Here is a 10,792-nt window from a genome sequence, read left to right as displayed (position 1 = left end):
CGGCCTGACCGGCAAAGCGCCGCAACACAACTCCATCACCCACAGACGCCCCGCATCCGAGCCCCCCCACTCGGATGCGGGGCACCCGCCGTGACCGAACATCCGCCGCGTGGCCGAACACCGCAGCATCAGACGACTCCATGTCAGAACTCGATGACGGCGTCACCTCGTACCTGCTGATCGAACTCCTTGTACGCGATTCAACTCCGGGAACAGCGGCGCCCCTCGCCCGTGGCAGCGAGCAACACCCATAGCCGATACTCGTCCACTACCCCAAGCTCATTCAGGGAGTTCACCAACTCGGTGCCGCCGCGGCGACGAGGTCCGTGCCGGGCTCGGCCTCGAGTTTGGCGATCTCCTCGGCCGCATCACCGCTGACTATCCGGGTCTCGAGCCAGTCGTCGGCTGATTTTCAGGGTACGAGGGAACACGACATCGGGGATTCGCTCATTGTCCGGCGGAAGGGTGATCGGAGGTCGGCCAGGAGCCGAACATGATCTCGTCGGTGTTGCGGTTTATGAGGAAGGGCCCAGCATCACACAGCCGACTGACGGAGCATTCCTCTTGATCGGGGGCATCGGCGCTCATCGAGGCCGCCTCGGTGTGTCCAGAGGTGTCGACTGCGAGCACTCGAAATTCATCGATGCAGCCGAGATCGTGCACTGAAACTGCTGGAACTTCTGGTCCCCATTAACCTGGGGTTGTGGAGCACGACGTGCGCAAGGAACCGATCCCGTCCGAGCCCACGCCCGCACCCGACCTTCGGCACAGGTTCTACGAGATGTCGTTCCAAGACCTCCGCCGTAGTGTCCGAGGACTTCTCCATGACCGTCGACCGAGCCCCCATGCGTCGGTCTCGCCTCGGCGCATGGACGGCTCCCACACCGGCATCTTCCTTTCGACAGCAGTGACGGCGGGGTAGGCGGCGGACTCTCACGCCCGCGAAGGAGCAAGAGCATGGCAGAGACCCAACCCTTGGACATCACTTTCACCGCCCGGCTGAGCAAGGTCCGGCCCGGGGACACGTGGACGTGCGTGCAGCTACCCGACTCAGCACGGATATTCGGTACCCGTGGTTTGGTCAAGGTCGCTGGGACCATCGACGCGCATCCGTTCACCGGAGCGTTCATGGCACTCGGAGATGGCACCCACAAGCTGCCCGTAGCTGCTGCCATCCGCAAGGCGATCGGCAAGAACGACGGTGACGATGTCGAGGTGCACCTCACCGAGCGACTGAACTGAAGCCCCGGGACGTCCGGTACGGATCCGCTTTCGGGATGGCCCCTGCCCACCGTGCGCTGAGCGCGGGTGGCGAACACCGGCGGCTGCGATACTGGGCTGATGGACGGTCCAATTGCGCATGCCTTCGACAGCGCCGCCCGACGGTTTCTCGAAGTCAGCGCCTCCGCGACGGGCCACTACGACTCCCCCGGCCTCGGTGAGTGGTCCGTGCGCGACCTGCTGGGGCACACCAGCAGATCGCTGACGACGGTGGAGACCTACCTCGACGTCGCCGGAGACGACTCCGGTCCGGTAGACCTGGCTGATGCCGTTGCGTACTACCTGGCCATCGCCGGTGCCCTGGCTGACACCGCAGCGGTGGCGGAGCGGGGACGCGCCGCCGGCGCCGCGCTCGGGGAGGACCCGATGTCCGCGCTGACCGCGCTGGTTGCCCGGGTACCCGAGCGGGTCCGGGCCGCTCCGGCGACCGCCTTGGTGCGCACCCCATTCGGGACGATGACCTTGCAGGGTTACCTCCCGACCCGAACCCTCGAGCTGACGGTGCACACCTGCGACTTGGCGGCCGCCCTCGGCGTCAGCGCCGACGTTCCCCACGATGCGGTAGCCGAGACGTTCGCGGTGATCGGTGGCCTGGCCGCAGCACAGGGAACAGCACCTGCGGCGCTGCTGGCCTTGACCGGCCGCATTCCTCTGCCCGCCGGTTACTCGGTCCTCTGACACGTCACCGCTGTCTCACCATCCAGCGTCGACCGCGTGCCGCGGATCCGTCCGCATCCGGGCACATTGCCCGCACTCGATCGGGTCGCTACTTCCGCAGCCACAGCGCCTTACCGCTCTCGCCACACTCGCGCCTGGACGTGGAGGCCCGGCGAGATCACGACGAAGTCCGGAATCGCACGCGGTCCTCTCGTGCGCGGTCCTACCCTGGTACGCGAGAGACGGAAGGCGGATCAGTGATGCTGCTGCAGAACCGCACCGCGATCGTCCACGGGGGAAGTGGCGCTGTCGGCTCGGCGGTCGCGCGGGCGTATGCGAGGGAAGGCGCCGAGGTGCACCTCACCGGACGCACGCGAGACACACTCGAAGATGTCGCCCACCGCATCAGGGACGGCGGAGGGATCGCGCACGTCGCCGTTCTCGACGCGGTGGACCGGGACGCGGTCGAACGGCATGCCGCAGCGGTGGTGGACCAGAGCGGCCGCCTCGACGTCTGCTTCAACGCCACCTTCAACGACGACGTCCAAGGCACACCGCTCGTGGACATGCAGGTCGGTGATGTCATGCAGCCTGTCGCGAAGGCGATCACGTCGAGCTTCACCGTGGCTACGGCCGCTGCGCGCCACATGGTGGTGCGCGGCACCGGCGTCATCCTCGTCATGGCCGGCGGACGGGAGGCGATCCCGAACCTCGGTGGTTCTCATGTCGCGTGGGCCGCACTCGCCGGCCTCTGCCGGCAGCTTGCCGCCGAACTCGGTCCGCGGGGTGTCCGCGTCGCCTGGCTGCTGTCACCGGGCTCCCCGGAACCGGACGAGCCCGATCCGGACGTCACCCGTCTGCTGCTGCCGCGTCGCCCGAGCTACGCCGATGTCGCGAACGCCGCCGTTTTCGCCGCGTCCGACTGGGCCTCGACGATGACTGCGACCGAGATCAACCTCACCGGGGGCGCCGTCGTCGACTGACGCGGCTGCGCGATGAACGACCACCCGCCGGCACCGGTCTCGACGAGAAGTGCAGGGTTCGGTCGCTACCGAACCCTGAGTATCGACGGGCAAACTTCCGGATCAGGGGCGACGCAGTGACCTCATCGCGATCCGCTCCCGACGGGGACGCACCAGCAACCATCCGCATTGTTCCTGAACAATACTGGTGCTCAGCATCTTTCGAGGCGGCCCTCCGGCCCGAACAAGGGGGGATTCAGACCGGAAGACCTGGCTGGCGCGCCGCCATCGCTTGCTGCGCGCGCAGCGTCCACACGGAGTACCCGCGACTGTCCGGTTCATGCCCGGGCGATCACACTGATTCGCGCAGCAGAATATGCAACGGTTGACTCACGAGATCTCCAGTGCCGAATGTAGAGCGGAGGACATCATGTTGCTCGACGGGGTCAACCATATTGCCTGGATATCCAAGGACGCCGCCCGCCTGGGCAGGTTCTACGCCGATGTATTCGATGCCGACGTCGGACCGACGCGGCCGCACGGCCGCGACGGAGGAGAAACGATGACCGTCATCCGGATCGGTCCGCATACCGAATTGAACATCTTCGTGATCGACGGCAACACCGAAGCCGAGCGTCAGACACCGATGTGGGGGCGGGGTCGCATCGATCACGTCGGCCTGCAGGCGGCCTCACCGGAAGCCTTCGAGGTGATCCGGCAACGGCTGATCGACGCGGCCGCCAGCGATGGAGCCATCAACGACTTCGGTACCGCACGGAGCGTCTTCTTCCGGGACCCCGACGGCCTCGAGGGGGAGGTGCTGATAGCCACGCCATGACGAACACCGACCACTCGGCGCTCTCGTTCGAGGCGCCGTCATGGTGTTGGCGTTCACCACCGCGTCCGCGGGCCGATCCACCGTGCGGGCATGTGCGTTTGGGTTCTCCAGTTGGGGGCACGCTGTGTAGTGGGTTTCGGACGACGGTCCGGCTGACCCGCTCGTGCCACACAACAGTCAGGAGATGTCATGCAGAAAGTGTTGACCTTCGCGGCGGGCGCGGCCGTGGGCTTCGTCCTGGGCACCCGATCCGGCAGGCAAACGTACGAGAAGATGAGACATCAGTCCGTCGAACTCTGGCACAACCCCACCGTGCAGGAGAAGGTGAGCGACGCGACGGAAACCGTCAAGCACAAGGCGCCGCAAGTGCAGCACAAGGTCGGTGAACTGGCGAAGAAGGCTACGCACCGGCACACCGACACGAACTCGACGACTGCGCCCACCAACGGAGCGTCGCTGGGTGACGCTGCGACCCCTGCTCCGGCTGCCCCCACTCCGACCGACACGGACACCACGGCCGGTGTTCCACCGACGCGCGGCCAATCTGCGGGATGATTCTGGATCATTCGCGCCGGTTCCTGTAGTCGGCGGTCGCGAGCACGGCGGAGTGATGCGGAACGCGTGGCCATGGTCTCCGGGTGCCCATCCAGGCACAGGTCAAGGCGTCGATGCGGCGTCACGCAATTCGGCGTACGAATCTTCCATCGCCACCGCCAGCCGGGCAACATCGGGCAGCGCCTCGGGGTCGGTACAGAGCCCGATTCCGACGATCCCGGCGCAGGAAATCGCCGAGATCCGCAGTGCGTGGTGAACGGCGGGCTCCGAGGACGAGAAGAGCCGCTCCACCCGGCGCCCGGACACGCTCACCGGCACCGGCGGGCCCGGGACGTTCGAGATCGCGAGGCTGAACTCCCGCGCGCTCCCGGCCAGTCGCTGTACGGCCTCCCCGACGCGCTTCACGCGTCCGAGAGCGTGGAAGAGATCATAGAGTTCGTCGGCGTCGTCGAGGTGCTTGCGCTTTCTGGTCTCGGCGCTGATCCGGTCGAGGCGGGTGAGCGGATCGGGCTCGGCGAGTGGCAGATCGATGTTCAGGAAGGAATCGCGGTTTCCGATGTCCGCATCCTCATCTCGGTGGTGAAGGCTGACCGGAACCTGAGCGCGAAGACGCGGCAGCGTCCCCGCTGCGCCGGAGAGCCAGCTGCGGAGGCCGCCGGCGACGATCGCCAGGAGGACGTCGTTGACGGTGGCGCGAGTGGGACGCGAGACCCCTATTGTTTTCAGCTCAGACAGCGGGGCGACGGTGAACGCGAGCTCGCGGGCGGCGCTGATCGGACGGTCGAAGGGCGAGCGTGAGCCGCGATGGCCGAGTTCACGGCGCATGGCTGCCGGCATCCGCAGCACCTCGTCGACCCTCGAACGCTGCGTCGCATCGGTGCGAACACCCGGTCGCGACCGGCGCGGGCTCGGTTCGGCGTGTCGATCCCAGAGCACGTCGTCCAGGAAGCGCACCGCGGCGATCCCGTCGGCCATCGCGTGATGGATCCGGACGGCGATCGCCTCGCGTCCGTCGCCGAGGGGTCCGATCAGATCGAACGTCCACAGCGGGCGCTCGTGATCGAGGTGCTCGGACATCAACGTGCCGACGGCCCGCCACAGATCTTCCCGCGACGCACACCCGGCCGCTTCCCGACGCCGGACGTGGTCGCTGATGTCGAAGGCGGTCGCCGCGGTCCAGCGCGGCTCCGAACCCGACGTGTCGATCCGCTGCATCGCATGCGGCTGGCTCGAAAGGCGCTCCGCCACCGCAGTTCGCAGGGCATCGAGGTCCAGCGGGCCGGCGGCGGGCTCGAGAACCACCAGCTTCAGGGTATGGCCGGATATCACCGCCGATTCGAGCCCCAGAATATGGGCATCGTCAGCGGAGAGCCGATCGGGATCCTCGCGGGTCACCTCGGCAAGTCTATTCGGGTCTGCACGTCGTCGAACCAGGAACTGCGCTCTCGACTGGGACGGCCGACCGGACGTCACCCAGCGGACGCCGGACTCCCCGTGACGGCGACCGCGGATCCCACCCATCGGCGCAGGTACGCACGCAGTTCGTCCTGGCTACGCGGCGGGTTTCCCGGCGAGATGAAGAACGACTGCATGGTCCGCAACTGATACTCGACGAGCTCACGCAGGGCGTGCTCCCCGTAGCCGTGCCGCTCCCAGTCGACGTCGAAGCGCCGGATCATCGTCATTCCGAAGGCGAGGGCTTCCTCGGACGTGATTCCCTCGGTATGTGAATGGGAACCGGACAGCATGATGCCGAGCTGCGGAACGCGGGGCGCTTCGTTGAGCGTGTAGATCACGGCCTCGACCACAGCCTCTGCGGGATCCGCGATGCCGGCGACGTGTTGCGTCAGGCGGTCGAGGAATCCGTCGACCGCGGCGATGGCTGCAGCCCGTAGCAGCGAGTCGGTGCTGGGAAAGTACCGGTACACAGTCTGACGGATGACGCCGAGGGATTCCGCAACGTCGGCGATGCTGATCGCCGTGCCTTTCCGGCTGATGAGCTCGACTGCGGCGATGACGATTCGCCGGGACGCTTCCTCGTCACTTCCGGGTGGGCTGCCACCCCACCCACGCCTGCCTGCCATTGCCCGTTCCCTACCTCTCGCACGGCGTCGTCGACCCGGACGTGCTGCACGGGACGACGGCGCAGTGCCCGACCTGGACTCAGAGGTTACCGCGAGCGCGTTCGCGCTTTCGGCCGCAGCAGTTCTCCCCGAATCTGCCGAAAGTAATCATACAGATCTGAGTGTGTGTGTATGTTGTTGAGTCTCGGGTCTCCACCTGCCCACAGACTGCAGCCACTCATGCCGCACGAGACGAGGAATTGCACATGTCCGACCTGCACCCCCGAAAGATGGATTTCGCGTTCGACGAACAGGACGTCCCGTTCCTCTGGAACCCCGACAACCCCGCCTGGTCGAGCATGTCGAACGCGATCTCGTTCCTGGCCATCGGTTTCGAGAAGATGATCGTCAAGGCGATCATGCAGGCCAAACCGTTGATGACCGATCCCGAGGTCGCGGAGGAGGCCGTGGCGTTCATGCGCCAGGAGGGCCACCACTCGACCGCGCACCGTCAGCACGTCAAGGCCCTGATCAGGCGGTATCCGGGACTCCAGAACACGCTCGACGCGGTGATCGGCGAGTTCGACCTCCTCACCGAGGCGACGAGCCTGAACTACCGACTCGCCTACACCGCGGACCTGGAGGCGACGTTCACGCCGGTGTTCAAGCTGATGCTCGACAACGACGCGACCCTCTTCCGGCCGGGCGACGACCGGGTTGCGTCCCTGTTCATCTGGCACTTCGTCGAGGAGGTCGAACACCGAAGTTCAGCGCTGGTGATCTTCAATTCCCTTGTCGGAGAAGAGCTGTACCGGATGAGGATGGCACCGTCGATCTTCACGCATGTGATGAAGGTCGTCCGAATCGCCTGCGCAGGGTTCAACCAGCACGTCCCACTGAGAGAGCGGAAGGTCGATTCGATGTCGATGTTCGCGACACACCGCACCAAGCAGAAACTGCTCACCGCGTTCGCGCCCTACCTGAGCAAAGGGATCATGCCGCGCGCGTTCGACGACCTCCCCCGCGGGGAACAACTCACCGCCCTGGCCGGCGTCGTCCGGAGTCAGATGCCGAAGCACAACCCGACGCACGAGAAGCTGCCCGCGCTCGCCGACGAGTGGTTCACCCGATACGACGCCGGCTACGACTGCACCCGCTGGTACACCGCCGAGTCGGGTGAACGTCGGACCGAGTCCGCGGCGGCGGTGGTCAACGGATGACCGATCTCTGCTCACCCACGTTCGACCAGCTGTCGACGGCGCTCGGCTTCTCGTGCGCCGAGGCCGGTGGCCTGGTCGAGGTCCGCAATCCGTTGGCCCTGGAGAACTGGACGCTGCCGGTTCTCGAGTTCACGATCGTGCTCGGGTCGGTGCTCGCGCTCGTGTTCGCGATCCTGCGCTGGCGCCGCAACGGCGATCCGACCACCCTGGCGCTCTGGTTCGGCGCCACCGCGTATCTGTTCGTCATCGAACCGCCGCTGTACTTTCCGGCGGCGTTCGGGATCGAGGAACACGTGGACACCATGTTCGCGCACAACGTGTTCACGGTGGACTTTCTGTGGGGTCGGCTGCCCCTGTACATCATCGCGATCTATCCGCTGATGGCCACACTGGCCTTCGAGCTCGTCCGGATGCTCGGCGTATTCCGCAAATACGGCGTGCTCGTCGGCGCGGTCTGCGTAGGCTTCGTGCACCACGCGTTCTACGAGATCTTCGACCAGCTCGGGCCGCAACTGAGGTGGTGGGAATGGTCGACCACCAACCCGGTCAACCAGCCCATGTTCGATGCGGTCCCACTGCCGAGCGTCGTGGTGTTCGCGGCACTGTGGCCGATGTCGCTGGCGCTGTGCGTCCAATTCTTCGTGGGTCGCCACATCGACCGTGGCCGTACCTTCACCGGGCTCGAACTGGTGTGGCGGACAATCGTAATCGGCCTCCTGGCGTCGGCGGGCACGTTCATCCTCCCGATCCCGGCGACAGTTCTCGGGATGGAGAGCACCACGGTCCGGGGATTCCTCTACGCGGCGGAACTCGTCCTCGTCACGCTCGTCTCGATCCCGGTCCTGGCGCGGCAGTGGTCACGGCTGCGCGGTGGGACGTCGGACGTTCCCGCCTACTCGAACGACTTCGTCCGTGTCTACAGCGTGGTGTACCTCGGCGTGATGGGTCTGCTGTGGGCGACCGCGTTACCGGACTACCTCGCCGCCGTCGACGGTGTCACCAGCAACGGCGATCCCATCGGAAACATCTGGTACACGATCGCCTGCTTCGCGATCGCAATTCTGTGCGTCACCGCCGCATGCACGGTGCCACGGAGTTCCGTGGACGGACACGGTCCGGTCACCGGCGAAAGGGCGCCGCACGCCGTCCGATAGCTGTCGCGCATTCTCGTGATCGACGACCGCCTCCTGCCAGTCCCGGTCGGTGACCGGACCGCTGTGTGCAGTCGGAGCGGCCACACCGAGCCAAGTGCCGATCTGCTCCCACGACCGGCCACCGGCGAGCGCATCGATCACCGACCGGGCGAGGAGTTCTTCGTCCTGTTCGCGCGACAGACGGATCGGGGATTGCACCAGCCGGAGCTGTCGACGGTTCGGGCCCGCCTCCTCATCCATTCCGGCGACTGTACCGGGGCCGGATTTCCTGTTCGTTCGCCGAACGGCACGGCTGCGGTCCCCGGACACCTGGCCACCCGGCCGAGTGGCACATGACCGGGTATGTGGTGTACAACATAGTCGGCCACGATGTGAACCAGATCACAGGCGTGACCCTGAGGCACACATATCGGTACCCGACGAAAGCAGGACGCATGGCGACAGTCTCGATCATCCCGGCAACTCCCACCGTGTCGCGGACGCCCCGCCACGGCGGCTCCATGAGCACCGCGGAGATCAAGTCGAGGATCGAGGCCATGTTCGCCGACGACCGGACGCCCGCCCGACGCGCGGGCACCGCAGTCTCCCCGTAGCTGCGGCGGACGGTGCGCTGCCCTCCGCCCGGTGTCGACGTTTCTACCCGTTACGACACGTCGACGCGCACCGCCTTGTCGGCGATCATCACGTGGTGTGCGAGGACGGGGCCGATGCCGGCGAGGGCTTCCGGACTCGTCATCTGCTGGTGCGACACGGGAACGTTGTGCACGAGGATCTCGCCGCTGATGTGCTGCCGCCACGCGGAGACTCCCGTGGGGGCGTCGAAGGAATCTGCCGCTCCGAAGTACAGCAGATCGACGCCGCTCGGTGTCGACGGGCGGTGCGCGAGCGCGAGGTCGACCGTCTGAGTGAACACCCGGTGCACGGCCTCGAGGTCGCCCGCGGTGACGGCCGCGAACGGTCCGCCGGTGCGCCGCAGCACCTCCACGGCACGATCGGTGGTTCTCGCATCATCTCCGTCATCCGGGACCACCGCGCCGAACTCGGCGAGAAGTGCTGCCATGGTGGGCTTCTCGGCCGTGCGATCGAGGCCTCCGGCCAGATGGGTGTCGAGCATCGCGAGCGTGACCACCTCGTCGCCGGCGCCTGTGAGCTGCACCGCCATCTCATGGGCGATCTGACCGCCGACCGAATAGCCCACCAGGTGGTACGGGCCGTGCGGCTGCACCGCCCGGATCCGGTCGACATACCGGGCCGCGAGTTTCTCCAGGCAGCCGACATGCAGGTCCGGGTCGGTGAGCGCCGGGGACTGCAGCCCGTACACGGGACGGTCGCCGAGGTACTGCACCAGTCCGGTGAAGCACCAGGCCAACCCGATCGCCGGATGGACGCAGAACACCGGGCTGCCGGTTCCGGTGGTGCGCAGCGGCAGCAGTACGTCCAGTGACCGGTCGGCCTCATCCTCCGATACGGGATCCTCCGGTGCCGTGACGATCATGTGTGCCAGGGATTCCGGCGTCGGATGGGTGAAGATCCACTGCACCGGCACGGCCCGCGCGGAAGACTCGGCGATCCGGGCGATCACGCTCGTCGCGGTGAGCGACGTGCCACCGAGCGTGAAGTAGTTGTCGTCGAGGCCGACCCCCTCCAGTCCGAGCCCCTCGGCGAACGCGGCGGCCACCACCTCCTCGGTCGCGTTGCGCGGCGCCCGGTACTCGGCGCGCCCCGCGGTGAAGTCCGGTTCCGGCAGCGCCGCGCGGTCGAGTTTCCCGTTCGCGGTCACCGGCACGGCGTCGAGCACCGTCACGGTAGCAGGGACCATGTGCGGGGCCAGGCGCGCGCGGGCGTGTGCCAGGACGGCGGACGTGTCGAGTTCCGATCCCGCGACGGGGACGACGTAGCCGGCCAACCGGTCGCCGCTGGTGTGCACGACGGCGTGGTCGATACCGGGGTATCCGAGGAGGGCTGATTCGATTTCGCCGAGTTCGACGCGGAAACCACGAATCTTCACCTGACAATCCGAACGACCCACATACTCGAGCACCGGCCCACCCACACCCTCCCG

The 10,792-nt window shown here is 66.7% G+C and carries 11 protein-coding genes; 8 read left to right on the top strand and 3 right to left on the bottom strand.

Annotated elements, in window-relative coordinates; all coding sequences use genetic code 11:
• The first annotated feature begins 957 nt into the window (after positions 1-957).
• The 5 genes from ACFTZB_RS37160 to ACFTZB_RS37140 all read left to right on the top strand — a co-directional run bounded on the left by ACFTZB_RS37160 (position 958) and on the right by ACFTZB_RS37140 (position 4,293).
• Positions 958-1,242, top strand: coding sequence for a DUF1905 domain-containing protein (locus tag ACFTZB_RS37160; RefSeq protein ID WP_378439613.1), 285 nt, complete (start codon positions 958-960; stop codon positions 1,240-1,242).
• Between the two features lie 99 nt (positions 1,243-1,341).
• A complete protein-coding gene (locus tag ACFTZB_RS37155) occupies positions 1,342-1,959 on the top strand; it encodes a maleylpyruvate isomerase N-terminal domain-containing protein (protein WP_378439611.1) in 618 nt (205 codons plus the stop codon).
• Positions 1,960-2,198: 239 nt separating this feature from the next.
• Positions 2,199-2,921, top strand: coding sequence for an SDR family NAD(P)-dependent oxidoreductase (locus ACFTZB_RS37150; RefSeq protein ID WP_378439609.1), 723 nt, complete (start codon positions 2,199-2,201; stop codon positions 2,919-2,921).
• 409 nt (positions 2,922-3,330) lie between these two features.
• On the top strand, positions 3,331-3,738 hold the full coding sequence (locus ACFTZB_RS37145; protein ID WP_095863872.1) for a VOC family protein: 408 nt from the start codon (positions 3,331-3,333) through the stop codon (positions 3,736-3,738).
• 189 nt (positions 3,739-3,927) lie between these two features.
• Positions 3,928-4,293, top strand: coding sequence for a YtxH domain-containing protein (locus tag ACFTZB_RS37140; RefSeq protein WP_378439606.1), 366 nt, complete (start codon positions 3,928-3,930; stop codon positions 4,291-4,293).
• A 102-nt stretch (positions 4,294-4,395) separates the two neighbouring features.
• Here ACFTZB_RS37140 and ACFTZB_RS37135 read toward each other — a convergent pair whose 3' ends face one another.
• Positions 4,396-5,688 carry a wax ester/triacylglycerol synthase domain-containing protein gene (locus ACFTZB_RS37135; protein WP_378439605.1) on the bottom strand — a complete coding sequence of 431 codons (1,293 nt, stop codon included), beginning with the start codon at positions 5,686-5,688 and terminating at the stop codon, positions 4,396-4,398.
• A 74-nt stretch (positions 5,689-5,762) separates the two neighbouring features.
• Positions 5,763-6,377, bottom strand: coding sequence for a TetR/AcrR family transcriptional regulator (locus tag ACFTZB_RS37130; protein WP_378439603.1), 615 nt, complete (start codon positions 6,375-6,377; stop codon positions 5,763-5,765).
• 245 nt (positions 6,378-6,622) lie between these two features.
• Between ACFTZB_RS37130 and ACFTZB_RS37125 the strand changes: the two genes are divergently transcribed.
• The 3 genes from ACFTZB_RS37125 (at position 6,623) to ACFTZB_RS37115 (ending at position 9,323) form a co-directional block, all read left to right on the top strand.
• Positions 6,623-7,576, top strand: a complete 954-nt coding sequence (locus ACFTZB_RS37125) for a metal-dependent hydrolase (RefSeq protein ID WP_378439601.1) — start codon at positions 6,623-6,625, stop codon at positions 7,574-7,576.
• Complete coding sequence (locus tag ACFTZB_RS37120; protein WP_378439599.1) at positions 7,573-8,730, top strand: hypothetical protein; 1,158 nt, start codon at positions 7,573-7,575, stop codon at positions 8,728-8,730. The genes ACFTZB_RS37125 and ACFTZB_RS37120 overlap by 4 nt, the downstream gene beginning before the upstream one ends.
• A gap of 434 nt (positions 8,731-9,164) precedes the next feature.
• The gene (locus ACFTZB_RS37115; protein WP_378439597.1) at positions 9,165-9,323 is read left to right on the top strand and encodes a hypothetical protein; all 159 of its coding nucleotides are present in this window, start codon (positions 9,165-9,167) and stop codon (positions 9,321-9,323) included.
• 50 nt (positions 9,324-9,373) lie between these two features.
• On the opposite strand, the gene ACFTZB_RS37110 is transcribed toward ACFTZB_RS37115, so the two are convergent.
• The coding region (locus ACFTZB_RS37110) for a thioesterase domain-containing protein (RefSeq protein WP_378439595.1) at positions 9,374-10,792 on the bottom strand (1,419 nt) is incomplete at its 5' end.

Source organism: Rhodococcus sp. NPDC057014 (assembly GCF_042673295.1).
Lineage (GTDB): Bacteria > Actinomycetota > Actinomycetes > Mycobacteriales > Mycobacteriaceae > Rhodococcus_F.
The sequence above is the reverse complement of the archived record's forward strand: the minus strand, read 5'-3'. Positions and strand labels throughout refer to the sequence as shown.

What these genes read in the sequence shown, in the direction of transcription:
- ACFTZB_RS37160 (WP_378439613.1), top strand. Translation starts at nt 958, where the DNA reads ATGGCAGAGACCCAACCCTTGGACATCACTTTCACCGCCCGGCTGAGC.
- ACFTZB_RS37155 (WP_378439611.1), top strand. Translation starts at nt 1,342, where the DNA reads ATGGACGGTCCAATTGCGCATGCCTTCGACAGCGCCGCCCGACGGTTT.
- ACFTZB_RS37150 (WP_378439609.1), top strand. Translation starts at nt 2,199, where the DNA reads ATGCTGCTGCAGAACCGCACCGCGATCGTCCACGGGGGAAGTGGCGCT.
- ACFTZB_RS37145 (WP_095863872.1), top strand. Translation starts at nt 3,331, where the DNA reads ATGTTGCTCGACGGGGTCAACCATATTGCCTGGATATCCAAGGACGCC.
- ACFTZB_RS37140 (WP_378439606.1), top strand. Translation starts at nt 3,928, where the DNA reads ATGCAGAAAGTGTTGACCTTCGCGGCGGGCGCGGCCGTGGGCTTCGTC.
- ACFTZB_RS37130 (WP_378439603.1), bottom strand. Translation starts at nt 6,377, where the DNA reads ATGGCAGGCAGGCGTGGGTGGGGTGGCAGCCCACCCGGAAGTGACGAG.
- ACFTZB_RS37125 (WP_378439601.1), top strand. Translation starts at nt 6,623, where the DNA reads ATGTCCGACCTGCACCCCCGAAAGATGGATTTCGCGTTCGACGAACAG.
- ACFTZB_RS37120 (WP_378439599.1), top strand. Translation starts at nt 7,573, where the DNA reads ATGACCGATCTCTGCTCACCCACGTTCGACCAGCTGTCGACGGCGCTC.
- ACFTZB_RS37115 (WP_378439597.1), top strand. Translation starts at nt 9,165, where the DNA reads ATGGCGACAGTCTCGATCATCCCGGCAACTCCCACCGTGTCGCGGACG.